Genomic DNA, 26,971 nt, shown 5'->3' on the forward strand with positions numbered 1-26,971 from the left:
GTTCTTAATTGTAAAACACGTTTAATATGAAAAAAGTAACTGGCCTTGGCGGCGTATTTTTTAAATGCGATGATCCGAAAGCAATGAATGAATGGTATGCCAAAAATCTTGGATTGCCAACTAGTGAATACGGAGTAACGTTTGAGTGGCGGGAGCTTGATGATCCGTCAAAAAAAGGGGCCACTGCCTGGTGTACATTTCCGAAGGATACTCCTTATTTTAATCCTTCGGTTAAACCGTTTATGATTAATTACAGAGTGGAGAATATTGTTGCATTGGTTGACGAGTTAAAAAGGGACAACGTGACAGTTATTGATGAGATTGTGGAATATGATTATGGTAAATTTGTTCATGTGCTGGATCCTGAAGGCAACGTTATTGAACTTTGGGAACCAAAGGAAGAAACTGATTAGTCTATATTTGGATTTACTGATGTTTTAATGCGTCTACTGGTGTGGCCATTACGGCGTTTTTTACTTGTAAGCTAACGGTAATCAAGCTAATGATAATGGATACGATCAATGCTGTAACAAATGGGTATATAGGCAGGTCGATACGGTAGGCGAATCCCTTGAGCCAATAATTAATTGCCAGGTAAATGATTGGCCACGATAGTACATTTGCGGCCAGCATCAGTTTTAGGTATTCTTTGTTCAGCAGCCAAAAAATAGAGGGGTGATCTGCACCCATAATCTTTCTGATGGCTATTTCTTTTATTCTTTGCCTGGTTAAAAAGGCTGCAAGGGAAAATAATCCGATCAGGGATAGGAAGATGGATAGGAATGAAAATACTTTTACAATTCGCTTAAAACGCTGATGGGCGTCTAATACTTTTATCAGATCATCTTTTACATAGGTGTATGTTAGGGGATAGGATGGATAGGCTCTTTTCCACAGTTTGTCTATCTCGGCTAAAACACTTTTTTGTTTTTGTGATTGAAATCTGATGAGGTGATTCATTCCATTAATTGGATAACCTGTTGCATTTACTTTCGAGGCTGTGTAAACGGTTGGTTCAATAAGATTTTCAAATCCTTCCACCTGGATGTCTTTTATAATGCCGACCACCTGGGCCGGTATACTGTCATTGACCCATAGGAATTCGCCGAGCATATTTCCACCATAGGATTTGTTTAAACGTTCATTTATAATAAGGCTGCTCAAGCTGTCCTGAGCATTTCGAAAATCGAACAGCCTGCCTTTTTGCAATTTGACACCCAATGCTTGCAGGCCTTCGAAATTAACAAGTACGGTGTTTATTTTTTTCGACTCATTCTTAAATTTATATGAACCACTTAGTTTATGGTTTAGACCAATCATCCCATCATTACTTCCAACATATTCAACTCCATCAATATTTTTGATTTGTTTAGCGATCTTTTGACCAAATCCATTTTGGACATTGATAATGGCATTGGCATTAAATCCCGGGTCTCGGTTTTCCATATAACTCAATTGCTTGGAGATAATGATGATACTGGTAAGGAAACCTACTGCAATAATGAACTGTAGCGCCACCATTGCGCTTCTCAGGAATTTGCCTTTATGGCTGTGCCCAAAATTACCTTTCAGAACATCCTGAGACTTATAGGCAGAAAGAAAAAAGGCGGGATAAATACCTGTTAGAAGAGTAACAACTACCAGTAGTATGATCAGTTCTGCGATGACAACCAGGCTATGCAGGTGACCTAAAAAGGTTAGGGACAGGTTAAATAAATGATTTAAATAAGGTAAAAAACCTTCCAGCAGAACTATACTCAAAAACAAGGCCGTCGTGCATTGTAATGCGATTTCTAATAAAAATTGGATGATCAGTGATTTTTTGTCTGCACCAATGACTTTCTTTATTCCAACTTCTTTTGCCCTTGATACTGCTTGTGCGGTAAACATATTGATAAAGTTGATCATTGAGATCAGCAATAATAATGTAGAAAGTAGTATAACTGGTTTAATCAGACTTAGCCAATTTGGGCCATTCAAGGGATTCTGGTGGACATCATATAGTGGTTGGAAACGTACGGAAGGTCTTATTCCAGCTTTTATATAATTGTCAATTGGTTGTTTTTGTCTTGTTAATAAAGCGGATTTAAATGGAAAATAAATAGATTGAGCGATTTGATTTAGATTACTTAATGACTGATCTGTTTTGAACTTGACATAGGTTGTGGCAAAAGAATAGAATTGATCTTCTGTTTTCCTCTGCGGCCAATATTGAACCAGTTCAAAATTGACTGAGCCGGGAAATTTGGGTTCTGTCACTACGCCAGTAATTATATAATCTTTTGGTATGGTCCAGTTTTGCTGGTTAATTTTAATGATTTTTCCAATTGGATTTGTGTTTCCAAAGTGCTTTTTAGCAAATGATTCCTTAATGACTACACTTTGTGGATTACTAAAGGCTGTGCTGAGATCACCGTAGATAAAATGGAATGGGAAAACCTTAAAAAAGGAGGGGCTGGCTGATAAAATGTCTTTTTGCAGAAAGGGCTCCTTTTTGTCAATAATGATGGATTGTATGTTTACATCTCCAGTCATTTGAGTGACTGCTTCTACTTGCGGCATGGAAGTTTCCAGTAACTCAGCGAACCTTTGATCTGTGGCATCCATCCATTCTTTCTTGCCTTCCTTTATTGCCCAGAAATCTAATTCATGTACCTGATAGACGTTTTTTAGAGATGGATCCCAGTGGTCGTAGTTTTTTTCGTGGTTGATATATATCAGGATAAAGATAAATCCTGCAAGGCCTAGTGCTAAACCGAGTACATTAATACTTGTATACGTCTTGTTTTTCAGCAGGTTTCGCCAGGCTATTTTCAGATTTAGTTTGAGCATATCAAATCTCTTCTTCTTTGTTTGTAAACTGCTTTCGGCTAAGTTTATGCCAAATTATTTTTCGAATTTAAGTGTCTTGTATTCAGTTTCTTAAATTCAATTATATTTATTTTATGTTCATTAATGTACAGTTGTTGTGCGGTAATGTACAGCGTGTGGGTAAAAATATTTTAGGTTCCAATAGTCGTTGGTCTTTTATCTTTTGTATTAGGATGTAATTAACCCAGACAGGGATGGCTGGACATTTAGAAGTTAAGAGAGATAAGAGGATGAAAGACATTCAACGTTTAAAAGAACTATATGCTCAATATAAGCAAAAGAAATGCTCTGCAGAAGAGCTGGAACTTTTTTTTGATCTTCTGGGACGCCTTTCCTTTGAGCACTTGGGAACTTATAGTTTTGCCGGTAGCACACATCATCAAGCCATAACTGGTGTGGGGGAGTGTAAGGAATTTGCACTCTCTGATGGTACTGTAGTCAAACTAGGGCCAGAGAGCAAACTCTATTATGCTGAGATTTTTAAAGGTCAAAAAAGGTTTGTACAGCTGGAAGGACAGGCTGTTTTTAATGTGGTGCAGTCAAAGGAGTATCCGTTTGTAATTCAAACAGGATTGGTGATTGTACAGTCAATGGGTGGTTGTATTAACGTTTTGGCTTATCCTGAAGACGCAGGGATAAATGTTCTGGTATTGGAGGGGCAGGCAAATGTTCACATAGAGCGTCCAAATTATAGCCGAAAACTTACCGCTAACACAGGTTGCAAAATTCTCGTTGACAAGGCCAGTGGTATCCTTAGAAAGGAATGGATAAATGCACAATATATACTCAACTGATATGGCGGCAGGCGGATTGAAATATGGACTGCAGGCTGACCCTACTTTTATTCAGATAGGTTTGTTTGCTGTTCTGATTTTATCTCTTTGGTTTGCGGAGCTCTTTCTTTCAACGCAGCCTTGGAAAAGTAAGTGGAACCATACTAAGGTAAATCTGCTTTTTACGAGTACGGCCCTGCCTTTGCAGGTTGGGCTGATACTCATTGTACTCTTGATTTGCAATTGGGTTACGACAAGACATTGGGGTATTTTATACCTGCTGCCCTGGTCTGGATCGCTCTGGATAAGGTACCTGATTGGATTCTTTTTACTTGATTTCTTTGAGTATTTTTATCATAGGATGATGCATAAGGTTCATAATTTCTGGCGGTTTCATATGGTACACCACAGTGATCCGGAGGTGGATGTATCTACAACTGTCAGGGAACATCCGGGAGAAACCATACTGCGAGTGCTGTTTCTGGCAGTTGTGGTATTTGCATCGGGTGCTTCGCTCGGTTTGCTGGCCATCAGACAAACAGTGCAGACCATATCTAATTTAACTTCTCATACAGACCTGATGTTACCTGCAAAGGCAGACAGGATTTTAAACAAACTGTTTATTACACCTAATCTTCATCATGTACATCACCATTTCGAACTACCTTATACAGATTGTAATTATGGTGATGTACTAAGCATCTGGGACAGGTTATTTGGTACCTTCAGGGAAAAAGAAGATATAGAATATGGAGTTGATGTGTGGAAAGGGGGGAATGCTTCAAAATTTTTCAATTTGATGAAAGCGCCTTTAAGTAAAATAGACAGGAAACTTTAGGAATAAAGCATCAGAATTATGATAAAAGAATCTGTAAATCCTGAAGTACAAACTGAACTGCTCACCAGGTTGAAGAATGGAGATCAGCGGGCTTTTGCAGAGGTTTATGATCTGTATAGGGGGAGGATTTACAGATATGCTTCCAGACTTTGTAAATCTGGAGAAACAGCAGAGGAAATTGTCCAGGAAGTGTTTGCGCGCGTTTGGCAAAAAAGGGATCAGATTAACCCTGAATGGTATTTTGGGGCTTATATTAAAAAGATTACGCTGAACCATGTGATCAACCATCTGAAAAAGGTAGCTAAAGATCGGGCCTTACGCGATAAACTGTTTATTTATATAGAAAATATAAGAAACAGCACAGAGGATAACCTCTATGAGAAGGAGCTCCGAAAGGTTTATATGGACGCGATAGATAAACTTCCCCCACAACGAAAACTGGCCTATGAGATGAGCAGAAATGATTATCTGAGTCATGAAGAGATTGGCGAGCAACTTGGAATCTCAAAACATACGGTTAAAAACCATATTGTGGAGGCTTCTAAATTTATCCGGACTTATGTTAGTCATCACGCCAGTTTCATTTGCTTTATAATTGCAATTGCGGAGTTTATGGACATCAATTAAAAATATACACTGTGGAAGAAAATAAACAGATCAAACTTTTGTACCAGAGATATCTGAATGATACCTGTACAGAAGAGGAAATGAATTCATTTCTGGACCTGATGGAGCAGGATCATCCGCAGGTGAGGGAATTAATGGAACTTACCTGGGAAGAGCAAGAGCAGGAATATACAAAAAAAGTCCAGGAGAGCAATCAAATCATTACGCAACCAACTGGTAAAAGAAACATATTGAAAATGAGAGTGGTACTTTCTATAGCCGCTACCTTGGTGTTGATTTTAGGTGGTTTATACTTGTTAAAGCCCGGTTTTGTACAGGATATATTTAGGGAGAGTAATCAGGAGGTACTTACGGGAGCTGGAGAATATAAACAAGTTAATTTAACAGATGGGACAAAGATATGGTTGAGCCCTAACAGTAAACTTGTTTATCCTTATCGGTTTAAAGATGGAAACCGGGCGATCAATTTTACCGGGGAAGCTTTTTTTGAGGTTAAGCGTGATCCATCACATCCATTTTTGATTACAACTGGAAGGGTACGTACTACCGTTCTGGGAACGAGTTTTAACATAGCCGCTTATGCGGCGATGTCTACAGTTCGAGTGACGTTATTAAAGGGGAAGGTTGCGGTGGCTATTGCGGATAAGAAACTGCAGATCTTGCCCTATGAACAAGCCAACGTAAATGTATCCTCAGAGGTGATTTCGAAGATAATTTTTCCTGAAGCTGCTGCTTTTTTGAACCAACGGACAGGCCTTTTTATTTATAAGGGGAATTTGCTTTCTGATGTGGTAAATGATTTGGAAAACCATTATAGCGTAACTATAAAATTAGAGCCGAAATTAATGAACAAGCACTTTTATGGAAATTTAAATATGGATCGTCCAATACTGGAAACTTTGACTAAATTGTGCTTGATTACAGAGATAAGGATGATGAAAAGTGGAGAGGGATATAAATTATCTCCATAATTTGTACCAAATAGCAAAGATGATCCAAATTAGTTCCCGGGTTTTTATTTTTTTTATTTTAGGATGGCTAATTGGACTGCATGGACCTGTACTTGCGCAGGATTTGCTAAACAAACGGGTCAGTGTAACGATCCGAGAATCTAAGCTTAAAAATGCTTTGGATGAGATTTCTACAAAAGGAGGTGTAACATTTACCTATGGTGATCGTGTTGCCAACAGTAATTTAAAGATATCTGTAATTGCAAAAGACCAAACTTTAAAGGCTTTACTTACGACTGCTTTTAAAGATAGAGGGCTGTTATTTAGTATATTGGATCAGGAGGTGTATGTCCGTTTTGAGACATCCATTTTGAAGGCGCCCTCTGTCGAACAAGGAAATTCTGTTCCAAAATATGTAATTAGCGGAACGCTCAGTAAAAAAGAGAGCGGGGAGACTTTGATCGGTGCAAGAGTTAGGATTGAGGGGCGGGAGACTCTGAGTAATGGTTATGGATTTTATTCCATTGCTTTGCCTGCAGGTGTTTATAAGCTTAGTGTGTATTCTATGGGATTGAAAGGAATTTCTATTCCTTTAGAATTAAACAAGGACACTATACTGAACTTAAAATTACAAGAACAGTTACAGACATTGGAAACAGTGGTGGTTCATGAGAAGCGGGATGTACAGAATACTCAAATGGGAATGGAGCGGGTAAATATTGGTGACATCAAGCATATTCCTGTACTTGGGGGCGAACTGGATGTGGTAAAAACCTTGCAATTGCTGCCGGGGGTAACTACGATGGGTGAAGGCAGCGGCGGTTTGTTTGTTAGAGGGGGAACCAACGATCAGAACAGAATTCTCCTTGACGAGGCCCCTGTGTATAATGCCACGCACTTGATGGGCTTTTTTTCGACCTTCAATTCAGATGCAATAAAAAATGTTATTCTTTATAAAAGTGGCATGCCAGCGCAATATGGTGGGGCTTTATCTTCTGTAATAGATGTAAAGATGAACGATGGAAATAATGAGAGATTAGGCCTTAGCGGAGGTATTGGGCTCATTTCTGCCAGACTTAATGTGGAGGGACCGGTTCAAAGGGGGCGTTCGTCTTTTTTGGTTTCTGCCCGGAGAACGTATGCCGATCTGTTTCTAAAACTCTCTCCCGATTCTGCAGTGAGGAATTCCCGCCTTTATTTTTATGACATCAACGCGAAGCTGAATTATATTTTGGGGAATAAAGACCGATTGTATATTTCTGGTTATTTTGGGAAAGATGTTTTTTCTTCTAAAGACATATCGGGTTTGAACTGGGGTAATGCAACTTCTACTTTGCGGTGGAACCACATTTTTAATCCTAAATTGTTTTCGAACACTTCGCTGATATTTAGCAATTATGATTATACTGTTCATTATTTCAGCAATCAGAGTTCGCTGGATCTTTTTTCCCAGATCCGCGACTGGAATTTAAAACAGGATCTGCAATGGTATATCAGTGACCGAAACACACTTTCTTTTGGACTTAATTCGGTTTATCATGTGATTAAGCCTGGCGAGGCCACTGCAGTTGGATCGGCATTTATATCTCAGAAACTGCAGGATAGGTTTTCGCTGGATAACGGTTTCTATGCAAGCAATATATGGAAAGCGAATGATTTGTTTACCTTGACTTATGGACTGAGATTATCTTCATTTACGGTACTGGGCAAGGGTGATTACTATCAGGTAGATGACAGGGGAAACGTAGCTGCAACTATGAACTATAAAAGTTGGCAGAAAGTGGTGAATTATTTAAATCTGGAGCCCAGAATTTCGGCTTCCTTCGCATTGAATGGGATGAGTTCTTTTAAAGCTTCTTATGTTCGTAACGTGCAAAATCTGCATTTGATTTCTAATTCTAGCGTTACCGATCCTACAGACCGCTGGGTGGCCAGTTCCAATTTGATTAAACCAGAGGTCAGTGATCAGGTTTCTTTGGGGTATTATAAAAACATGGCTTTTAATGTTTGGGAACTAAGTGCTGAACTCTATTATAAAGCATTAAAAAACCAGATTGACTACCGCAATGGGGTCGATCTTTTTACGAACCGGCCTATTGAAACACTCCTGCTGTACGGAAAAGGCAGGGCTTATGGGTTGGAATTGTTGCTAAAGAAGAAAACAGGGCGGTTCACTGGTTGGCTGGGCTATACTTTGTCAAAATCGGAAAGAAAGATTGATGGAATAAATGATAACCTATGGTACAACGCCCGTCAGGACAGGACACATGATATTACGCTGGTGGGATTGTTCCAGCTCAATACGAAATGGACGCTTTCTGCAAATTGGGTATTTGCAACCGGGAATGCGGTGACTTTTCCTAATGTAAAGTATGATGTGCTTGGTTATAGTTATTATTATTTTAAGGCAAGAAATGCGGATCGTATGCCAAGTTACCACAGGCTTGATCTTGGCATTACGCGTTCTCTCAAAAAAACGAAGGGTTACTCTTCAGATCTGAATTTTAGTCTTTACAATGCATATGGGCACAAGAATGCTTATAGAGTTGTTTTCAGAGATGATCCGTCAAATCCAAATCAAACAGAGGCAGTAAGGATTACTTTATTTAGGTTTGTCCCCTCTGTTTCTTATAATTTTAAGTTTTAACGATGAAACAGACTATACTGTAATGAACATACGGCATTTCTTATTTCTTTTATTTGCTTTGGTAACTCTGGAATCCTGTGAGGATAAATTACAGTTTAGCCCTCAGGATCCCGTGTTTAAATATGTAATTGAAGGGATTGTGCAGAACGAGACGGGTTCTTGTAAGGTAACGATAAGTCAGTCTAAGAATTTTGAGGATCCAAACACGTTTGTTGGAGTGAGCAAGGCCGTGGTACAGATTGAAAACAAGGGCGTGGCCAGAGTACTTAGTGAGACTAGCCCCGGGATTTACCAGGATTTGGATTTGAAAGGAGTACCGGGCCAGACGTATAAGTTGAAGGTGAAAATTGGGGAACAGGAGTTTAATGCAGTAAGTACTATGCCGAAAGTAGTACGTTTTATATCTTTTTCCTTAAATGCTGCTGATTATGATCCCGTGAGAACTGAGGCAAAGATAGCTTTTAAAGATCCGCCTGGCCTTGGCAATTATTACTGGTTTCAGGAGTTGATTAACAATAAACTTCAACGGCGTTTCAAGGTGGTTAGTGATGAGTTTGTGGATGGACAGAATATTTCAGAATATCTGGTTTATGAAAACAAAACCAAGGATGTAACCAGGAATGTAATGAAAGGAGATAAACTTATTGCAGAGATGCATTGTATTGAAGCACCAGTGTATATTTACCTTTTTAGTTTATCTGGGGCTGATGGATCTGGTGAGGGCCTACCAGCTTCTAATCCGCAAGGAAATATTAGTGGCGGGGCTTTAGGTTTTTTCAGTGCACAGACTATAGAACGGAAGACTGTAGTGGTGCCTTGAGTGATAATTTCTACTTGCTCTGATCTTCCAATAATCATCTTTCATCGGCAAAAAAATGGTTTTCATCGGTAGACTTTTTAATCTAGATCAGGGCTGGATAGTTTTGATAAAAATTATAAAAAGATATGTCATTACTAACACCACTTATTTGGATTCTAATCATCCTGCCAGTTATTCTCATTGCATTTATTAAGTCAGAAAAAGGCCAGTTGAAATATTTAGTCTTCTTTATCTTGTATTTTTTAGTGGACTGCTATATTCAGCAACTGTCCAGACAATACATAAGCATGGAATTTCTGGGACTTAAGTTTTCCTGGATTGGAAAGATCTTAAGCCTGGTGATGTCTTTAGTGATCATTTATTCTGTTTCAAAATCCACAAGGCAGGAAATTGGTTTTACGACGAAAACGAATTCTAAAAAGCAGTTGATTGTTGGTCTTTTGTTTTTCTTTGGATTTTTATTGTTTGATTTCATTTTTAAGATGATTTTATTTCCCAAGGGGGGTAGTTTCGACCTGGAAACCTTTGCTTTTCAGGCAACTTTACCTGGCTTAACGGAAGAACTTGCATTTAGAGGGATCAGTTTATGGCTGCTGGAAAAGGCATTTCCTCCAAAATGGACTTTTAAAGGGCTGAAGTTTGGCTGGGGGTTCATTATTGTAACTGTATTGTTTGGGGTTGTTCACGGGGTATTTCTTACGGCGAATCATGCATTTAAATTTGATTTGGTCACGATTGTTTATCTGGCTTTAATTTCATCGTTAAGTGTTGGTATACTTAGAAAATTCTCCGGAAATATAATTTATCCTATTTTGGGACACAATACCATCAATATTATGAACGCCATCATCAGAATTTTATAATTGAAACATAATCAAGCAAATCAAAAAACTATCTTTGGTTTGCTTTAAAAGATACTAATGCAGGATACACAGGTTTTTTCAGACTATTTTACAAACAGAATTGCAGCATTTGATTTTGATAGATTCTATACCAAAAGGAAGCGGTTTTTGTTTCATAGTCTGATGTGGTTGGGCTTCGCAGCACTTTTGTTTTTGAGTTACAGAATTGCCTATCATCTTACATACTTTAACAGTTTTATCTTGACGTTACGGATGACCACTGTTAATATGGTTGTTTTTTATTTGTTTTTTTATGTTGCCTTGCCCAGAATTTTTAAAGGCAGAGTAGGAACCGCTATTCTGCTGATTATATTTACATTTCCAATATTTGTTGTTATTTGGATTTCAGCTACCTACATTTTTTCTATTGCATACCATTCACTCGGTTTCGAAATTCTGGATGGCGAATTGAAAGGGGCCATAAAAGGAGCTGCAAGTCAGACTTTTTTCCAGGCTATATCGATAAATAGAATGGTGTCACAGGCAATTATTATTATTTCCATTTTAGCGCCGTTCTTTTTTGTCAAAATTCTCTTTGAAATCTCCAGGCTGTATAACAGAACGCTAAATATCCAAAAACAAAAAGCAACACTGGAAATTCAGAATATCAATATAGAAAAGGACTTTTTGAAGGCCCAGCTTAATCCACATTTTCTTTTTAATACCTTGAATAATTTGTACAGTTTAAGTCTTAAGAAGGATGATCTGGTTCCGGAGGTTATTTTGAATCTCTCAGATACGATGAGCTATACTTTATATGAATCCAATACTGAAAAGGTCCCTTTGAGCAAGGAACTGGAATTTATAAAAAATTATGTGGAGCTTGAGAAAATGAGATACTCCGGAAGCAAAGACATTAGATTTGAATTTCCCAATGAATCGGAATGTTCAGGATTCTATATTGCACCGCTTTTAACTTTTACATTTATCGAAAATGCTTTTAAATATGGACTAAAATCTAAAACTGATTCATTGCTGAGTCTATGTATAAAGATCGATGATGGGTGTTTTTATTTTGATGTCGAAAATGATATTGATGATACCAGAAAAACGGCAGAGTTTGGAGGAATAGGTCTGGAGAATTCTAAAAAACGATTACAGCTTTTGTATCCGGATAGGTATGAATTACAAATTCAAAATCGGGATGGATGTTTTAAAGTATCCCTAAAATTAGATCTAAAAAATTAATGGAAAAATTAAATTGCGTCGTTATTGACGATGAACCTCTTGCAAGGGATGTTGTTGAGTCTTTTGCTAAAGCAGTTCCTTTTCTGAATGTTCTGGCTACATTTGAAGATCCTGTTGATGCGCTTTTATTTGTAAAAGATCAGCCTGTTGATATTGTTTTCAGCGACATAGAAATGCCTAAACTGAATGGTTTAGAACTTGTAAATGCTCTGGAAAACTCTATAGTTGTTATTTTCATCACGGCTTACCGGGATTTTGCATTAGATGGTTTTGAGACAGGGGCAACAGATTATCTGGTTAAGCCGGTGAGGTTTGATCGTTTTTTAAAAGCAGTTAATAGAGCCAAAGATTACCTGGAACTAAAACATTCGTCTTCTATTCAACAGGTAACAAACGATCGAATCTTTATCAAATCGGATGGGAAATTAGTTAAGATTTTATTGGATGAAATTTTGTACGTTGAAGCCCAGGGTGATTATTTGAAAATTGTTATTTCTTCAGGTGTTTACAGTACGCAGGCAACACTTAAGTCAATGGAGGAGATCTTGTCTTTACCAAAGTTTTTTAGAATTCAGCGTTCATTTATTTTGAATCTTGACTCAGTAAGAAGTGTAAATGGAAATATGGTTGAGCTTGTTAACGGCAAGTCTATTTCCGTTGCATTAAACAAGAAAGAGGAATTATTTGATCTTTTAGGGATCAAGTAAAGAAAATGGAAATTCGTAATGTGATGATTCTTTTTTCATTTGATATAGGATAGAATAAGGATTAAGTTGTTATTTTGCCGTCCTTATGGCAATACTAAAATTGGAGTACCAACAGGATGATTATGAATCGCTGCAAGAGGGCGAATTAAGTCCAAAAGAATTTTTGAATGAGGTTTTGTTTAGTGGTAGCTATGAGGATATCAGCCCTGAGGATAAGGTGATTGATATATTATTGGTTTATCATGGTTCTGACGGTGCAACACCAGAAATTTCAGATTTGGAGCTTGAGGAAGTAGAGTATGAGGAAGAGAACGAAACAGGGAAAGCACGTGTTTCTTATCTGTTAGTTTATCATTCTGCTTGCGCAGGTTCGAATTCAGAAGAATTGATGTCAGAATTGGTCAATTTTAAAATTGATCATGAAGATTCTAAGGTCGTTTTCACTTTTATAGATTTAGATACCAGATCTACAGTAGATGAGTTTTAGTAGGGTGCAGTTATAAGTGACTTCGACAGGTTACAATAACTTGGCTATAGTTTCTACTATGTACTCCAGTTCTGCCACATTTGATGACGCAAAGCCTAGTCTAAGATTGTTCTTAACCGCTGGTGCCTCGCCAAATCCGGATCCATCGTTGATGTAAATATCTTTTTTTAGTGCTTTTAAGGATAGGTCTTGGATATTGATTGAAGGATTTGCTATTGCCCACACAGCCATGCCGCCTTCGGGTACCTGAAAATAAATTTTGTCGCTGAGGTGATGTCTCATCAGCTCGCAAAACAAGTCCCTTCGTTCCCGATATACCCGCAATGATTTACGTAAATGCTTCTGTATTGTACCTAGTTTAAACAATTCTGCAATGGAATTCTCCAGCATAAAGTCTCCCTGCCGGTCTACAATACGGCGCAACTGGGCCAATTGCTGCACCACATTTTCCGGGGCAACGAGATAGCCTACACGAAATGCAGGAGCAATGCTTTTTGTAAATGATCCACAATAGATTACATGGCCGGTTTTATCTGCTGAGGCCAGTGGCTGAAGAGGTTTATTCATGTAATGAAAATCGTAGTCATAGTCGTCTTCAAAAATGATAAAACCAAATTCTTCTGCCAGGTTTAGCAACTGCATCCGCCGATCTGCGCGCATTGGAACTGTTGTAGGGTAGTGGTGATGAGGGGTGAGATAAACTAACCTTATTTTCTTTACAAGGCATAGTCTTCGCAGGTCATCGACAATCATGCCATGTTCATCCACAGCAATCTTGTGTACGATCGCTTGTGCTTGCAAGAAATTCATACTGGCCGTTTTCCAGCCGAGTTCTGTAACCACTACATGTTCCCCAGGTTTTATAAGGGCTGCACTCACCAGGTAAAGGCCCATAACTGTACCACGGGTAATCAGGATATTTTCGGTATCGATATTTAAACCTCGTGTTTCTGCAAAATAATTGCAAAGTTCTTCCCTTAATGATAAAGAACCTTTTGTATCACCATAACCAAACCGGAGATAGGAGTTTCCCGCCAGGAGTTGAGTCCGGTAAGCCCTGGATAGTTCGGTTAATGGTGCTAAACGGCTGTCCGGATAGCCATCATCTAGATGATACTGTTGTGTGGCTTTGATCATTTTTCTTTTTAAATGATCTGCATTGTCAATGGAAAAGCCTGCAGTTTTTAATGCATTAATTTTGGTGTCGTTTTTAGCTGACAGCTTTTCCAGTTCTAATTGTGGTAGATTCTTGCTTACGAAGGTTCCATTGCCACCTTCACTTTCGAGCCAGCCTTGCGCTAATAATTCATCATAGGCCCTAACGATTGTCTTTCTATGAACCCGTAGAAGTTCTGCCATTTTTCGGGTGCTGAGTAACCGATGGGATACCGGCAATGTACCATCCTTGATCAGCTGCATTAATCGGTTGGCCAGTTGCAGATAAACCGGTTGGACTGCATCACGGTCAATAATGATTAAGGTGGCAAGTATTTGCATAGAAATTGGACTACTGAATATGTGTAAACTTAACAATAATCTTCATCCGATAAAATAAGAAACAATTAGAAATTGTTAGGCATCACTCGTGGTGCCTAACAGAAAGAATATAGGTTTAATCTCTATTCCAAAATGCAGGTGGTTCTATTCCTAAGCTACGCAGATAGACCGTGCCTTGTGCACGATGATGAATCTCATTATCGATAAAGTAAAGAATAATCGAAAAAACCTGTCCTTCATATTGGCCAAAGACCAATACTCTTTGTTGAAAGCGTTCCTCTGAAATCTGCGGCCAAAAAGTCCTGATCTGTTCAGTTCCTTCGTCCCAAAGGCGAAGTAATCCTTCTTTTGTATGATCTTCCGGGCTGATGGTATGTTTGTTAAAACCGCCTGTGTTTTCCCATTTATCAGTTACGATACCTTGTATTCCAGGCCCTGATATATCAATGATTTCCTTCATCATTTCTGAAAAAGGCCGCATTCCTCCAATACTATAGGTAAATAATTTATCTTCTGGAAATGCCTCAATTACGCGTCTGGTTAGTCTGCGGTGCCCCAGCCAATCATTCAGCATATTGGCAGATGAAACAAATGATTGGATTTCAATAGCTTCGATAGTCGTGTTTTCGGTTGTCATAATCTTAAAGGTTTATGAATGAATCTTTATGTTTAACTACACAAAGAAAACACGCCTAACTGACAACCCTATGGCAGCGTATTTCGTGAAATTTAAATAAGAGTTTAGAAATAAAAAAAAAAGCATCTCTTTTGGAGATGCTTTAAATCGATCATCTATAATTTAGATGGTTTTCACGTTTGTTGCATTCAGGCCTTTTTTGCCGTTTTCTACTTCATACGTAACTTTGTCGTTCTCTCTGATAGGGCCCGCTAATCCTGTTACATGTACAAAGATCTCTGCATCTCCGTTTTCAGGTACGATAAAGCCAAATCCTTTTGACTCATTAAAAAATTTTACTGTTCCTTGTGGCATTGTATTTAGATATTTAAAATAAATTATTACGGCTTCCGAAAAATGGTTGCTCAACGAAAAGCAATAACAAGTGTAAAATAAGGATTGTTTAAAAGAATTCTAAGTTTTTTTTAAAAATATTTAACAATAGCTGTTTTACGGCAATCAGATGATATTAAATCTGCAAAAAAAATAAGTTTAATTTGTATGGAATACTTCTTCCATATTAGTCCATATTTCTTTTTTTGCAGCAGTTTCCGGTAGCGGCTGCTGACAAGGATCTGTTTCTTTCCACCAACGCTGGGTGTTCGGATCTGCAGCCATCTTTTTCATATCTCCATCAAAATCTTTTCCCGTATACTCAAAATAGCTAAACAGATAGTATTCATTTTTTACTTTCTGAAGGTAGATGGAATAGTTCTGGATATGACAATCTTTTATTTTTTTTAATACTTCAGGCCAGGCATTTGCATGCAATTCTTTATATCTGGCAAGTTTATCTGCTTTTAAACCGGTTATAGAGCCAAAGCGTTTTACCTGCTGGTTTTTAGTTGTCGTTTGGCAGCTGGAAAGAAGTAATCCGGATAACAGGGCTATGATGATGCTTAGTTTCATATTCTTTCAGAATTGGTATTGAGTTCCAGTACAATGACTGAATCATCTGCATTTGGTAGATGTTCTGGTAAACGAAGTACAATACTTCCATCTGTGTTCTGACTATAATCAATTTTGCTGCCTTTTAACAAGTAGGCTTGGTTAACCTTAACGCCTGGTAATGCTGGAAGGATCACATCAGCGGATTTTCCGTCAAAAATATGGACATAGAGTTTATTGTTTTTCCGAGTTGTGGCAAAGACCTCATTTGGTTTATATGGGCCTCCTTTAGTGCCATAAATACTCTCACCGTAGGTAGCCAGCCAATCGCCCATCTCCTTAAGTCTATTGATTTGGCGTTGTTCGATCCGACCATCAGCCATTGGGCCGACATTAAATAGAAGGTTCCCATTTCCCCCTGAAGTTTTGGCTAAAGTCTGGATACATTCTTTTAATGTTTTTAGTTTGTCATTTGGTTTCCATGCCCATTGTTGACAAATGGTCATACAGGTTTCCCAGGGATTTTTCATATTTAGTTCCCCAATTTTTTGTTCCGGAGTAGCAAAGTCTCCAATAATCCCTTCAGTTAATTTCGGGTGTTCACCGCCATGGCTTGCACCAATTCTGTTATTGATAATCACATTTGGATCTAGTTTTTTCAAAAATGTATACAGGTCTGCTCCGTATTCGTTTTTCCATGGACCTTCCCAATTGCCGTCAAACCAAAGCATATAAGGATGATATTGGGTAACGATTTCCCGCAATTGGTTTTTCATGGTCGCAATAAATTTGTGTATATCGGCCTTGGGATCCAAACTTTTTCCATCTGGAAGATGGATAGGATAATTGGGATCATGCCAATCTAAAACTGTAAAGTACACGCAGAATTTGATATTGTACTTTTTACAAGCTTTGGCCAATTCACCTACGATGTCTTTTTTGTAAGGCGAATTCATGATGTTATAGTCAGAAAACTTAGTTGGCCACAAACAAAAACCATCGTGGTGTTTTGAAGTAATCGTCAGGTATTTCATTCCAGCTTCTTTAGCTGTTTTCACCCAGGTGTCTGCATTAAATAAAACAGGATTAAATTCTTTGTATAAATTGTCATAATCCTCGACGGGTACGCTGGTTCCTCTGCTCCAGCCTATTTCTGTGCCACGTAATGTAACGGGGCCCCAATGGATAAACATACCAAAACGTTGATCCATAAAATCATCTAAAACTGCCTTGGAGGTTTTTATAGATGGATTAACTGCTGTGGTCTGTGCTTTGGTTTGATAAAACGTAGAGAGTACGACCAATAGGGTAAACAATTGTTTCATTGTATGTGGTTTATATTGATTAGGAAAGCTAAATTATTTCCTTTACAACCATAGAACAATGAATTATCCTTCGTTTTTAATGGACTATTGTATTATTTGACGATCTGCTGTTGAGATTGGCCCTTAGGACATGTTTCCTGCTAAAAAAATTATCAAACGTCATTTATACTAAAATTTTTAGTATAAATTTGCGTTGGTTAAATTCATGACATGACAAACGATAAGCAGATCATCCATATGGATCAGGATGCATTTTTTGTATCCGTTGAAATTCGTAAGAATCCTTCTTTAAAGGGAAAGCCAGTAATTATTGGAGGAACTTCTGACAGGGGAGTTGTAGCATCCTGCAGTTATGAGGCCAGGAAATACGGGATACATTCAGCAATGTCTTCAAGGATGGCTAAACGGTTATGTCCTCAAGCTATGTTTGTAAAGGGGAATATGGATGCCTATTCTGAAGCTTCTATGGAAATTACAACAATTTTACGCGACCGGGTGCCTTTAATTGAGAAGGCAAGTATTGACGAGCATTATATTGATATGACTGGGATGGACCGCTTTCATGGAACGCTAAAGTTTGCTCATGAATTACGTGCACTGGTGATTAAGGAAACGAAGCTTCCAATTTCTTTTGGCCTGTCGATAAATAAAACGGTGTCTAAGATGGCAACCAATGAATGTAAACCTAATGGTGAACTCAATATAGCTGGCTCTGAGGTAACTGATTTTTTAAACCCGCTTTCTATACGAAAAATCCCGGGGCTTGGGGAAAAGACTTTTATTAAGCTGAGTGATATGGGAATTAAAAAGATCTATACTCTTGCTCAAATTCATCCTGATCAGATAACTGCGCTGCTAGGGCGGAACGGTTTGTCACTGTTGCAGAAGGCCAGGGGAATTGATTATTCTCCCGTAGTTCCTTACAGTGAGGCGAAGAGCATTGGTACCCAATGTACGTTTAAAGCAGATAGCATTGATCTGGATATGATTTATAATTTGATTACTGCCCAGGTAATGGATGTGGCTTACCAACTTCGGGAGAAGAAAAAATTAACGGCTTGCATTACAATCACTATTCGCTATTCCAATTTTGAGGATGCCACCAAACAGGCAAATATTCCATACACCTCTTTAGACAGTGTTTTAATTGCCAAAGCCAAAGAACTTTTTAGACAGGTTTACCAGAAGCGCATGTTGTTGCGGTTGGTGGGCGTACGGCTTTCGAGTCTGGTCAATGGATTTGAGCAGATTGACCTGTATAGTGAGTCCCAGGAGCAGTATAGTCTGGTGCAGGCCATGGATAAGATTCGAAAGCGATTTGGTCCTCAAGCGGTAACGAGGGCCTCATTAATGAAATTAGATGTTTAGCATATGTATTTGAATGTTCATTCTCAGTACAGTTTACGTTATGGTACAATGACGGTTAAAAAACTGGTAGAGGAGGCATGTGTACGGGGAATTGCTCAAATGGTGTTAACGGATATCAATAACTCCACCGCAATAATGGAATTTATGCGCGAATGCCGGACGAAAGGTGTGAAACCGATCGCCGGAATAGAATTCAGGAGGAAGGAGAAGTTATTGTATATCGGAATTGCACGCAATAGGGAAGGAATGAAACAGTTAAATGACTTTTTGTCCCAGCATAATTTGGAGCAACGGGACTTGCCGGACCGTTGTCCTGCTTTCGCAGATGCTTATGTGGTGTACCCATATCATCGCTTTTCTGCCGAGGTGCTGACTGAGCATGAGTATTTGGGAATTCGTTTTGATGAATTGCATGGGTTACATGCAATGGATATTTCATCTTTTTCGCATAAACTTGTGGCTTTGCAGCCTGTAGTGTTTTGTGGCAAGCTGGAATACAGGTTGCATGAATATCTCCGGGGGATTGGGCTTAACACGTTGCTTACCATGGTTTCTGCAGAGGACAAGTGCAGGAATACCGATGAATTTTTACAGTCTGGCGAACTGGATCACAAATTCGATAAGTATAGTTTTATTTTAGATAATACTCGTAACCTGATGGATAACTGCGTGATGGATTATCCGAAAGGTAAGCTCAAGCTGAACCGAAAGACCTTTACCGGCAACCAACAGCAGGATAAAGTCTTGCTGGAAAACCTTGCAATGAAGGGTATGATATACCGTTATGGTCCAGATCATGAGATAGCCCTCAATAGGATAAAGATGGAGTTGAAAGTGATTTTCGAAATGAATTTTTGTGCCTATTTTTTGATTACCTGGGATATCATTTGTTATTCCATGAAGCAGGGGTATTATCATGTAGGCCGGGGATCCGGAGCGAACAGTATGGTTGCTTACTGCCTGAAAATTACCGATGTTGACCCAATTGAGTTAGATCTTTACTTTGAACGTTTTTTAAATTTATCAAGGGCCTCCCCTCCGGATTTTGATATCGATTATTCCTGGGACCAGCGGGAAGATGTGCAAAATTATATTTTTAATCGGTACGGAAAGGAGCACACCGCGCTTTTAGGAACTGTATCTACCTTCAAGGACCGTTCGGTGATTAGAGAAATTGGAAAAGTGATGGGGCTTCCTAAAACCGAAATTGATGGTTTTACCGATCCTGGTCAAATGATTGTCAATCGGGATAACGCCACATTTAAAAAGATCTTAGCTGTTTACGAACTGATGAATAAAATGCCGAATCAACGCAGTATTCATGCGGGTGGAATATTGATTTCAGAAGAACCGATAACCTATTATACGGCACTGGATTTACCGCCTAAAGGGATGCCCACCGTGCAATGGGATATGTATGAAGCGGAAGAGATTGGCTATGATAAGTATGATATTCTTTCTCAACGGGGGATCGGACATATTAAGGAGGCCGTTAAGCTGGTAGAAGAAAACCGGAAAATTCAAATTGATATTCACCAGGTAAAGACCTTTATGAAAGATCCGAATTTGAATGCACGGTTGAAAAATGGGGATACTATTGGTTGTTTTTATGTTGAATCTCCGGCTATGCGCCAGCTGTTGGTGAAACTGGCTTGCAATAATTACCTGACCCTGGTTGCAGCAAGCTCTATCATAAGGCCCGGAGTAGCGCAGTCGGGCATGATGAAAGCTTATATTAAAAACTACCATAATCCGCAAGATGTTAGTTATTTACATCCGGTAATAAAAGAACAAATGGAGGATACCTTTGGTATTATGGTATATCAGGAAGATGTAATTAAGATCAGTATCCACTATGCCGGAATGGATGGTGAGGATGCAGATATTCTGCGTAGGGGAATGAGTGGCAAGTATCGCTCCAGAGTTGAATTTGATAAACTCCTGCTGAAATTCCATGAAGGTGCTTCAGCTTTGGGCAGACCTGAAGAAGTTACAAAGGAGATTTGGCGGCAGGTGAGCTCTTTTGCAGGTTATAGCTTTTCTAAAGCCCACTCTGCAAGTTTTGCTATAGAGAGTTACCAGAGTTTATTTTTAAAAACATATTACCCAATGGAGTTTATGGTTGGGGTACTGAATAATTATGGTGGCTTTTATACACGTTGGTTATATGTGCAGGAGCTTAGGAAGTCTGGAGCCAGAATTCATTTGCCCTGCGTGAATATGAGCTGTTCTACAGTTTCTATTTCTGGCATAGATGTATATCTGGGATTTATAGGGATTGAGGGATTGGATGGAAAGCTTATGGATGCCATCCCAAGGGAACGACTATTGAATGGTGAGTTCTCGGATCTGGAGGACTTTGTACGCCGCAGCAGTATTAGTCTGGAGCAAGCCATTATCCTGATTAGGATTGGAGCGCTTCGTTTTACAGGCAAAAGTAAGAAGGTTCTGTTGTGGGAAATTCATATGCTTTTTGCAGGAAATAAACCTGGGAATGATGCAGTACTATTTCATATGGAACGTAAATATTATGAAATGCCCGCTTTGGTAAATACGGCTTTAGAAGATGCTTATCATGAACTGGAACTGTTGGGATTTCCAGTAACACTTTCTATGTTTGATTTACTCAAAACGGGGTACCGTGGCGCAATTAAAGCTAAAGACTTGCTTAAATATGTAGGCCAGACGGTTAAAATGGTTGGGTTGTATGTTTGTGGAAAAACGGTATATACCAAGGGCAGCAAGAAGATGTGGTTTGGAACATTCCTTGATGCAGACGGGCATTTCTTTGATACAACGCATTTTCCGAACAACGCACCGGGCTATCCATTCAGAGGAACTGGTTGCTATCTGATTTTAGGCAAAGTAGTGGAGGATTTCGGATTCCCGAGTATCGAGGTTGTCAAATTTGCAAAACTTGAAATCCTGAGGAATCCGGTAATGGATTAATAGGATAATATTTACATATATTATGTACTTTTATCTAAAGACCAATTTGCGATGAGTGTTCTGCTTCAATCCATATCACATATCATAAGTTATATTAGTATAGGTATCATCTGTTATGGTGCCGCACTGGGCTTACTTAAATTTGTTCATAATGAACTGAGCCGTTTCCAGAATTCGTTCTCGCTGGCTAAAACTGTTCAGATTAAAATTGAAGTTGGCTATTATCTATTGTTGGGGCTGGAGTTTTTAATCGCGTCAGATATTATTGATACAATTCTCAATCCTTCATTTAATGATTTGGGAATATTGGCAGGTACTGTTTTTATCAGAACAAGCCTTTCTTTTTTTCTGAATAAAGAAATTGAAAGCGTAGCAGAAAATAAGGCGCCTAAAGAATCAAAATAGGCGTACACAAAGAGAGGGTTGTATGGCATAGAGATACCGCATTAAATCGACTAAAAACCACCTTGTTTTAAATCAAAAATATACCTTGTCAATGCTTTGATTTTTGATTTTGTTTTAAGTACTATTGCCGGATGATGAGCTCATTCGAACGTAAGCCTCCTGTATTCAAAGACGCTCTAAAATTCTGGTTCAAATTGGGTTGGATCAGTTTTGGCGGAACGGTTGGCCACATTAACATCATGCATGATGAAATGGTCACCAAAAGAAAATGGATCAGCAGCAGCAGGTTCTTTCATGCTTTAAGTCTTTGCATGTTATTGCCAGGCCCAGAAGCACAACAATTGGCCATTTATATTGGTTGGCAATTACATGGTTTAAAAGGAGGGCTTATTGCTGGCATTCTCTTTGTGCTGCCATCTATGGTTATCCTGCTGTTATTAAGCATGTTTTACGTTTATTTTGGAAACCAGCCCTGGATGTTTGCTATGTTCAATGGTTTTAAACCCGCTGTCATCGCCATTATTATAGTTGCTCTATTGGGCATTGGCAAAAAGGCATTACACACATCCCTACATGTATTGGTGGCACTCCTTGCTTTTGCTGGTATCTTCTTTTTTAATCTATCTATGTTAATGATTATTACTGGCGCAATAGTTTGGGGTATCGTGGTATGGAAATTTCTCCCAGGTCTACTGGATAAAAAAAATGGAGTTAACAAGGAAACAACAGTTGATGAACGTGCCTATTATTTTAATAAAAACTCTATTGCATTGGGGTCGGATGCTACAATTAAAAAATCCATTAAACGTACTGTAGTCTTTATTCTGCTTTGGTTGATACCGATAACCGCCTTCTATTTCTTTGCAGTTGATTTCAGTTTTTGGAAACAATTAAGTTTATTCTTTACAGAAACTGCGCTATTTACAATTGGCGGTTCTTATACCGTGTTGCCATATGTGGCCCAATTTAGCGTTACCAAGTTAAACTGGTTAAATAAAATGCAGATGATTGATGGCTTTGCTTTAGCGGAAACCACGCCTGGCCCCCTCATTATTGTTGTGAGTTATGTTGGGTTTATGGCTGCCTACAATCATTTTTCGGGTTCTATGCTCATGGGGGCCGGAGCATTATTACTCACTACTTTTCTGACCTTTCTCCCTTCATTCCTGTTTATTTTTGTTGGAGGCCCAATTATAGAAAGAACGCACGGAAACAAGGCAATGGGATCCATACTTAGCTTTGTAACCGCGGCCGTGGTGGGTGTAATTTTAAACCTTACTTTATTTTTAGGTAAAGATGTCGTCTTTCCAAACGGAGTATCTACTCATTCTATTGATCTTTATGCTCTCGGTTGGATTGTGTTTTCGTTGATTCTAATGAAAAGGTTTAAATTAAATGTCTTGTACATCATTGGATTGAGCCTGATTTTTGGTTTGATTCATTATTAAGATTTGCTTAATAATGAGGGCGCCAAACCATACTTCTTTTTAAATGCAAAGGAGAAGTGAGACAGATCTTCAAATCCAAGATCAATATAGATGTCGGATGGTTTTTTACTTTTCTTTTCCATAAGAAAATAAGCTTCTTCCAACCGTCTTTTCACCAACCATCTGCTCGGCGTATCCTGAAATATCGTTTTAAAATCTCTTTTGAACGCAGATAGACTCCGGCCTGTTAAATAAGCAAAGCGTTCTATGCTAACGTTGAATTTATAATTTCGATTCATGAATTCTTCCAGATCAATTTTTTCCGGAATTCCGAAGTCGAAGAGAATATTGTACAACTCAGGATCCTTTTGCAATAGAATCAATAAAAGCTCTTCCCTTTTAATGTTAGAAAAAACTTCATCCATTTTGCCATTATTGCCATAATAAGGGGTAAGAGAATTGATGAAACTATTGATCAGATCATCTCTTTTTAAGAGTATAAAGGCATTTTGATTATCGGTAACAGAAGATGTACCCTGATGTTTAAGCTGGAAAGACTTTAGGAATGCTTTGTCAAAAATGACAACTACCTTTTCCATCCTTTCATCATGTGTCTGTTTATGATACCTGGCGAGACGATTTTTTTTTACAATACAGGAATCGCCGGCTTTCAGCTCATATTTTTTATTACCGTCATATCCGGTAATTGACCCCTTTACTAAAAACAGAAAAAAGTGTTCTGAAATAAATTGTTCAGGTGATATTTCGGGACCAATGTAGCAAGATTTTGTTTCAATGTATTTCATGCGCTCGTCTTATGAAATTTTAATTTACTTCTCTCCACCACTCTGGAAAAATAGGAGTGGTATCCCTAAGATTTACGCTTTCACCAATAATGGGTGTAATCAAAGGGAGCTGATGTGTTCTGGCCAGTTCTGTAACCTTGATCAGCGGCTCATTCCACGGATGCATAGCAAGCATAAATTTAGAGGAATGTACAGGAAAGAGCCTCCTGGCCTTTAAATCCAGTGCCGCTTGAATTACTTGTTCGGGTAGCATGTGAATAGCTTTCCAAGCTATATTGTATTGCCCATTTTCTAAAATGGCGAGATCTATCGGTCCAAATTGACGGCCAATTTCAGCAAAATGGGTGTCGTAACCACTGTCGCCTCCAATATATATCTTAGTTGTAGGCGTTTGCAGCACATAAGACATCCATAACGTATTATTTCTGGTAAATCCTCTGCCTGAGAAATGCCTGGCAGGAGTGGTATGCAGTTTAAATCCGTCGGTTAAAGAAATCGTTTCATTCCAGTCGCTTTCTATGATTTCTTTGGCGGGATAACCCCAGCTTTCAAAATGCGAACCCACACCCAAACCACAGATAACGGTTTTTACTTTATTTTTTAATTTGACGATGGTTTCATAATCCAGATGGTCGTAATGATCATGACTAATGAGGAGGTAATCAATAGCTGGCAGATCTTCCACTGTATACCTGTCTGTACCTTTAAACGCTTTAACCGTTCCAGGCAATGGTGAAGCCGTTCCACTAAATACAGGATCTACCAAAAAGCGCTTTCCCTCAATCTGAATAAAATAGGAAGAATGACCAAACCACACCAGTACCTCGGCGTCTGCCGGCAGATTTATTAAATCTGTTTTTGTAGAAGGAATTTGGCCAGCAGGCTTTCTCCTTGGATGATCTTTGAATAGTTGATCGTAAATGATACCGAACATACTATATCCTTCGGTTAGATCAGGCGTGTAGTGCGTATTTTGAAATTTACCATCCTTATAGTGTGGTGATCTTTTAAGAAGATCTAAGCGTTCAGCCGAAGGCGCCTTTCCAAATTTTGGTTGCCTGATATAGAAAAAGGTAGTTATCGCCAAAAGCAATAGTATACTTAACAAGATGGTCATAATTCGTTTAATGAGTTTTAAGAACCGTTTCATTCTATAATTTAATGGCACAAAGGTGAGAATAAAAATTATAGGTTGTTTTGTTGAAAGGTCCAGTTTAACTTTGTTCGGAGGTTCATAGTAGCGTCTACGTTCAATATTATAAATCTTTTGACAATTATACTACGATTAAAATTTATATTTACTCGTAGTATGAGTCCGCATCTGTTTTTTACATTGAAACCTATAGTCCACTATAGTTTACATTTCCTGGCACCTGGTTTAATCGCATTAATATTTTTCAGAAAGGAATGGAAGAAGGCCTGGATCATTATGATTGCAACTATGCTCGTGGATGTGGATCATCTGCTAGCCACTCCAATTTTTGATCCGGACAGATGCAGCATTGGTTATCACCCTTTGCATTCTTACTATGCTATTGCGGTTTATTTTGTTCTGCTCTTTTTTCCTAAAACACGGATAATTGCAGTTGGATTACTCTTTCATATGTTTACAGACTGGCAAGATTGCCAATGGTCTTTATGGTTTTTGCATTAGGCCCCATGGCTGGGTATGAGGCCCAGGCCATGGTTAATCCAATATATTATATGTTATATAAAATGGTAAAGAAATACAACATTGCCAACATAGGCTGGTTTTGGTTGGTCTTTAATGGCAAGTGTTGCTTCAATAATAACTTTCGTTGTACCACGCAAATTGGCTATCGATATCAGCTTAGCTTTTAACTGCACATCACTATCTACCAATACGGGTTGACCAAATTTAAAACTCTCAATACCGTAGTTGATTTCCATTTTGATGTTGCGGACATCTGCAATCTGTTTCCATAAATAGGGAATTAAGGATAGAGTTAAATAACCATGCGCAATAGTCGCCTTAAATGGTCCTTCATTTGCAGCTTTTTCTTTATCAACATGTATCCATTGATGATCAAATGTTGCATCTGCGAATTTATTGATCTGATCCTGATCGATTTTATGCCAATTAGAAACGCCTAATTCCTGACCCAAATGTGATTGATATTCTTCGAAGTTATTGATTATTAGCATGTATTATTATTTCGTTATTAAAAATTACGTTAGCCCTGTGAGCTTCAGATGATGAATTTACTGAAATTAAACCAAAATATACATGTTGTCAGTGTATCTTTATGCAATTAAAAATAAAAATATATATGAATACTGAAAAAGCAATTCTGGCTGGCGGATGCTTTTGGGGGGTGGAAGAACTTATTCGACATTATCCCGGAGTGATTTCAACAGTTGTCGGATACACTGGAGGAGATGTTCCTAATGCGACTTACCGAAATCACGGTACACATGCTGAGGCTATTGAGATTATATTTGATCCAGCCCGGTTGTCCTACCGGAAACTTCTTGAATATTTCTTCCAGATTCATGATCCGACAACGAGAAACAGACAAGGAAACGATATAGGTACATCTTATCGTTCTGCTATTTTCTATTTGAATGAACAACAGCAACAAGTCGCAAAAGACCTAATTGCTGAAATGGAAGCCTCCGGTATATGGCCTGGAAAAATCATAACAGAGTTAGTTCCGGAAACTGTTTTTTGGAACGCCGAAGAGGAGCATCAGGATTATCTCCAAAAACATCCTTATGGATATACCTGTCACTTTGAAAGACCCGATTGGAAACTTGGATAGCATACCGAACTTGTGGGCTCTTGAACACAAAAAGGAA

26 protein-coding genes are annotated in these 26,971 nt (G+C 38.5%); 17 read left to right on the plus strand and 9 right to left on the minus strand.

Features of this window, described 5'->3' with window-relative positions; translation table 11 throughout:
- Positions 1-26: 26 nt before the first annotated feature.
- Positions 27-413 (plus strand): VOC family protein, encoded by a 387-nt coding sequence (locus R2S08_RS12140; protein WP_133778288.1) that lies wholly within the window; start codon positions 27-29, stop codon positions 411-413.
- A gap of 13 nt (positions 414-426) precedes the next feature.
- Here R2S08_RS12140 and R2S08_RS12145 read toward each other — a convergent pair whose 3' ends face one another.
- The gene (locus R2S08_RS12145; protein WP_316835428.1) at positions 427-2,832 is read right to left on the minus strand and encodes an ABC transporter permease; all 2,406 of its coding nucleotides are present in this window, start codon (positions 2,830-2,832) and stop codon (positions 427-429) included.
- 233 nt (positions 2,833-3,065) lie between these two features.
- Here R2S08_RS12145 and R2S08_RS12150 point away from each other — a divergent pair, with 233 nt between their 5' ends.
- The 10 genes from R2S08_RS12150 to R2S08_RS12195 all read left to right on the plus strand — a co-directional run bounded on the left by R2S08_RS12150 (position 3,066) and on the right by R2S08_RS12195 (position 12,810).
- Positions 3,066-3,665, plus strand: coding sequence for a FecR family protein (locus R2S08_RS12150; RefSeq protein WP_316835429.1), 600 nt, complete (start codon positions 3,066-3,068; stop codon positions 3,663-3,665).
- On the plus strand, positions 3,643-4,482 hold the full coding sequence (locus tag R2S08_RS12155) for a sterol desaturase family protein (protein WP_316835430.1): 840 nt from the start codon (positions 3,643-3,645) through the stop codon (positions 4,480-4,482). The genes R2S08_RS12150 and R2S08_RS12155 overlap by 23 nt, the downstream gene beginning before the upstream one ends.
- Before the next feature lie 18 nt (positions 4,483-4,500).
- The gene (locus tag R2S08_RS12160) at positions 4,501-5,109 is read left to right on the plus strand and encodes an RNA polymerase sigma-70 factor (RefSeq protein ID WP_316835431.1); all 609 of its coding nucleotides are present in this window, start codon (positions 4,501-4,503) and stop codon (positions 5,107-5,109) included.
- An 11-nt stretch (positions 5,110-5,120) separates the two neighbouring features.
- Positions 5,121-6,080 carry a FecR family protein gene (locus R2S08_RS12165; RefSeq protein ID WP_316835432.1) on the plus strand — a complete coding sequence of 320 codons (960 nt, stop codon included), beginning with the start codon at positions 5,121-5,123 and terminating at the stop codon, positions 6,078-6,080.
- A gap of 19 nt (positions 6,081-6,099) precedes the next feature.
- Positions 6,100-8,706 (plus strand): carboxypeptidase-like regulatory domain-containing protein, encoded by a 2,607-nt coding sequence (locus R2S08_RS12170; RefSeq protein ID WP_316835433.1) that lies wholly within the window; start codon positions 6,100-6,102, stop codon positions 8,704-8,706.
- A gap of 22 nt (positions 8,707-8,728) precedes the next feature.
- Positions 8,729-9,526, plus strand: a complete 798-nt coding sequence (locus R2S08_RS12175) for a DUF4249 family protein (protein WP_316835434.1) — start codon at positions 8,729-8,731, stop codon at positions 9,524-9,526.
- Positions 9,527-9,651: 125 nt separating this feature from the next.
- Positions 9,652-10,389, plus strand: a complete 738-nt coding sequence (locus R2S08_RS12180; RefSeq protein ID WP_316835435.1) for a CPBP family intramembrane glutamic endopeptidase — start codon at positions 9,652-9,654, stop codon at positions 10,387-10,389.
- A gap of 57 nt (positions 10,390-10,446) precedes the next feature.
- Positions 10,447-11,616, plus strand: a complete 1,170-nt coding sequence (locus R2S08_RS12185; protein ID WP_316835436.1) for a sensor histidine kinase — start codon at positions 10,447-10,449, stop codon at positions 11,614-11,616.
- Positions 11,616-12,323, plus strand: coding sequence for a LytTR family DNA-binding domain-containing protein (locus tag R2S08_RS12190; RefSeq protein WP_316835437.1), 708 nt, complete (start codon positions 11,616-11,618; stop codon positions 12,321-12,323). Before R2S08_RS12185 ends, R2S08_RS12190 begins: the two co-directional genes overlap by 1 nt.
- An 85-nt stretch (positions 12,324-12,408) precedes the next feature.
- Positions 12,409-12,810 carry a hypothetical protein gene (locus R2S08_RS12195; protein ID WP_316835438.1) on the plus strand — a complete coding sequence of 134 codons (402 nt, stop codon included), beginning with the start codon at positions 12,409-12,411 and terminating at the stop codon, positions 12,808-12,810.
- A 30-nt stretch (positions 12,811-12,840) separates the two neighbouring features.
- Here R2S08_RS12195 and R2S08_RS12200 read toward each other — a convergent pair whose 3' ends face one another.
- From R2S08_RS12200 to R2S08_RS12220, 5 genes are all read right to left on the minus strand, one after another.
- Positions 12,841-14,307, minus strand: coding sequence for a PLP-dependent aminotransferase family protein (locus R2S08_RS12200; RefSeq protein ID WP_316835439.1), 1,467 nt, complete (start codon positions 14,305-14,307; stop codon positions 12,841-12,843).
- A 115-nt stretch (positions 14,308-14,422) separates the two neighbouring features.
- Entirely contained in the window at positions 14,423-14,944 is a 522-nt protein-coding gene (locus tag R2S08_RS12205; RefSeq protein WP_316835440.1) for a DinB family protein, read from the minus strand.
- A gap of 162 nt (positions 14,945-15,106) precedes the next feature.
- Positions 15,107-15,298: a cold-shock protein gene (locus R2S08_RS12210; protein WP_133778273.1), complete on the minus strand. Its 192-nt coding sequence runs from the start codon at positions 15,296-15,298 to the stop codon at positions 15,107-15,109.
- Positions 15,299-15,475: 177 nt separating this feature from the next.
- A complete protein-coding gene (locus R2S08_RS12215) occupies positions 15,476-15,892 on the minus strand; it encodes an L-rhamnose mutarotase (RefSeq protein ID WP_316835441.1) in 417 nt (138 codons plus the stop codon).
- Positions 15,889-17,196 carry an alpha-L-fucosidase gene (locus R2S08_RS12220; protein ID WP_316835442.1) on the minus strand — a complete coding sequence of 436 codons (1,308 nt, stop codon included), beginning with the start codon at positions 17,194-17,196 and terminating at the stop codon, positions 15,889-15,891. Before R2S08_RS12220 ends, R2S08_RS12215 begins: the two co-directional genes overlap by 4 nt.
- Positions 17,197-17,406: 210 nt before the next feature.
- Between R2S08_RS12220 and dinB the strand changes: the two genes are divergently transcribed.
- The 4 genes from dinB to chrA all read left to right on the plus strand — a co-directional run bounded on the left by dinB (position 17,407) and on the right by chrA (position 23,366).
- On the plus strand, positions 17,407-18,564 hold the full coding sequence (gene dinB, locus R2S08_RS12225) for a DNA polymerase IV (RefSeq protein ID WP_316835443.1): 1,158 nt from the start codon (positions 17,407-17,409) through the stop codon (positions 18,562-18,564).
- A gap of 3 nt (positions 18,565-18,567) precedes the next feature.
- Positions 18,568-21,513 (plus strand): PHP domain-containing protein, encoded by a 2,946-nt coding sequence (locus tag R2S08_RS12230; RefSeq protein ID WP_316835444.1) that lies wholly within the window; start codon positions 18,568-18,570, stop codon positions 21,511-21,513.
- Positions 21,514-21,564: 51 nt separating this feature from the next.
- The gene (locus R2S08_RS12235; protein WP_133778268.1) at positions 21,565-21,918 is read left to right on the plus strand and encodes a DUF1622 domain-containing protein; all 354 of its coding nucleotides are present in this window, start codon (positions 21,565-21,567) and stop codon (positions 21,916-21,918) included.
- Between the two features lie 131 nt (positions 21,919-22,049).
- On the plus strand, positions 22,050-23,366 hold the full coding sequence (chrA, locus tag R2S08_RS12240; RefSeq protein ID WP_316835445.1) for a chromate efflux transporter: 1,317 nt from the start codon (positions 22,050-22,052) through the stop codon (positions 23,364-23,366).
- Here chrA and R2S08_RS12245 read toward each other — a convergent pair.
- A complete protein-coding gene (locus R2S08_RS12245; protein WP_316835446.1) occupies positions 23,363-24,151 on the minus strand; it encodes an AraC family transcriptional regulator in 789 nt (262 codons plus the stop codon). The two genes, chrA and R2S08_RS12245, sit on opposite strands and share 4 nt — an antisense overlap.
- 19 nt (positions 24,152-24,170) lie before the next feature.
- Positions 24,171-25,301 (minus strand): MBL fold metallo-hydrolase, encoded by a 1,131-nt coding sequence (locus R2S08_RS12250; protein ID WP_316835447.1) that lies wholly within the window; start codon positions 25,299-25,301, stop codon positions 24,171-24,173.
- Positions 25,302-25,484: 183 nt separating this feature from the next.
- Between R2S08_RS12250 and R2S08_RS12255 the strand changes: the two genes are divergently transcribed.
- Positions 25,485-25,805 (plus strand): DUF6122 family protein, encoded by a 321-nt coding sequence (locus R2S08_RS12255; protein WP_316835448.1) that lies wholly within the window; start codon positions 25,485-25,487, stop codon positions 25,803-25,805.
- A gap of 53 nt (positions 25,806-25,858) precedes the next feature.
- Here R2S08_RS12255 and R2S08_RS12260 read toward each other — a convergent pair whose 3' ends face one another.
- Positions 25,859-26,317 (minus strand): MaoC family dehydratase, encoded by a 459-nt coding sequence (locus R2S08_RS12260; protein WP_199083182.1) that lies wholly within the window; start codon positions 26,315-26,317, stop codon positions 25,859-25,861.
- A 125-nt stretch (positions 26,318-26,442) separates the two neighbouring features.
- On the opposite strand from R2S08_RS12260, the gene msrA reads away from it, so the two are divergent.
- Positions 26,443-26,934 carry a peptide-methionine (S)-S-oxide reductase MsrA gene (gene msrA / locus R2S08_RS12265; RefSeq protein WP_316835449.1) on the plus strand — a complete coding sequence of 164 codons (492 nt, stop codon included), beginning with the start codon at positions 26,443-26,445 and terminating at the stop codon, positions 26,932-26,934.
- The last annotated feature ends 37 nt before the right edge of the window (positions 26,935-26,971 follow it).

Origin of the sequence: Pedobacter nutrimenti, from assembly GCF_032678445.1 — a bacterium.
Taxonomy (GTDB): Bacteria; Bacteroidota; Bacteroidia; order Sphingobacteriales; family Sphingobacteriaceae; genus Pedobacter; species Pedobacter nutrimenti_A.

Coding starts and splice junctions, on each gene's coding strand:
- R2S08_RS12140 (WP_133778288.1), top strand. CDS start 27: ATGAAAAAAGTAACTGGCCTTGGCGGCGTATTTTTTAAATGCGATGAT.
- R2S08_RS12145 (WP_316835428.1), bottom strand. CDS start 2,832: ATGCTCAAACTAAATCTGAAAATAGCCTGGCGAAACCTGCTGAAAAAC.
- R2S08_RS12150 (WP_316835429.1), top strand. CDS start 3,066: ATGGCTGGACATTTAGAAGTTAAGAGAGATAAGAGGATGAAAGACATT.
- R2S08_RS12155 (WP_316835430.1), top strand. CDS start 3,643: ATGCACAATATATACTCAACTGATATGGCGGCAGGCGGATTGAAATAT.
- R2S08_RS12160 (WP_316835431.1), top strand. CDS start 4,501: ATGATAAAAGAATCTGTAAATCCTGAAGTACAAACTGAACTGCTCACC.
- R2S08_RS12170 (WP_316835433.1), top strand. CDS start 6,100: ATGATCCAAATTAGTTCCCGGGTTTTTATTTTTTTTATTTTAGGATGG.
- R2S08_RS12175 (WP_316835434.1), top strand. CDS start 8,729: ATGAACATACGGCATTTCTTATTTCTTTTATTTGCTTTGGTAACTCTG.
- R2S08_RS12180 (WP_316835435.1), top strand. CDS start 9,652: ATGTCATTACTAACACCACTTATTTGGATTCTAATCATCCTGCCAGTT.
- R2S08_RS12185 (WP_316835436.1), top strand. CDS start 10,447: ATGCAGGATACACAGGTTTTTTCAGACTATTTTACAAACAGAATTGCA.
- R2S08_RS12190 (WP_316835437.1), top strand. CDS start 11,616: ATGGAAAAATTAAATTGCGTCGTTATTGACGATGAACCTCTTGCAAGG.
- R2S08_RS12195 (WP_316835438.1), top strand. CDS start 12,409: ATGGCAATACTAAAATTGGAGTACCAACAGGATGATTATGAATCGCTG.
- R2S08_RS12200 (WP_316835439.1), bottom strand. CDS start 14,307: ATGCAAATACTTGCCACCTTAATCATTATTGACCGTGATGCAGTCCAA.
- R2S08_RS12205 (WP_316835440.1), bottom strand. CDS start 14,944: ATGACAACCGAAAACACGACTATCGAAGCTATTGAAATCCAATCATTT.
- R2S08_RS12210 (WP_133778273.1), bottom strand. CDS start 15,298: ATGCCACAAGGAACAGTAAAATTTTTTAATGAGTCAAAAGGATTTGGC.
- R2S08_RS12215 (WP_316835441.1), bottom strand. CDS start 15,892: ATGAAACTAAGCATCATCATAGCCCTGTTATCCGGATTACTTCTTTCC.
- R2S08_RS12220 (WP_316835442.1), bottom strand. CDS start 17,196: ATGAAACAATTGTTTACCCTATTGGTCGTACTCTCTACGTTTTATCAA.
- dinB (WP_316835443.1), top strand. CDS start 17,407: ATGACAAACGATAAGCAGATCATCCATATGGATCAGGATGCATTTTTT.
- R2S08_RS12230 (WP_316835444.1), top strand. CDS start 18,568: ATGTATTTGAATGTTCATTCTCAGTACAGTTTACGTTATGGTACAATG.
- R2S08_RS12235 (WP_133778268.1), top strand. CDS start 21,565: ATGAGTGTTCTGCTTCAATCCATATCACATATCATAAGTTATATTAGT.
- chrA (WP_316835445.1), top strand. CDS start 22,050: ATGATGAGCTCATTCGAACGTAAGCCTCCTGTATTCAAAGACGCTCTA.
- R2S08_RS12245 (WP_316835446.1), bottom strand. CDS start 24,151: ATGAAATACATTGAAACAAAATCTTGCTACATTGGTCCCGAAATATCA.
- R2S08_RS12250 (WP_316835447.1), bottom strand. CDS start 25,301: ATGAAACGGTTCTTAAAACTCATTAAACGAATTATGACCATCTTGTTA.
- R2S08_RS12260 (WP_199083182.1), bottom strand. CDS start 26,317: ATGCTAATAATCAATAACTTCGAAGAATATCAATCACATTTGGGTCAG.
- msrA (WP_316835449.1), top strand. CDS start 26,443: ATGAATACTGAAAAAGCAATTCTGGCTGGCGGATGCTTTTGGGGGGTG.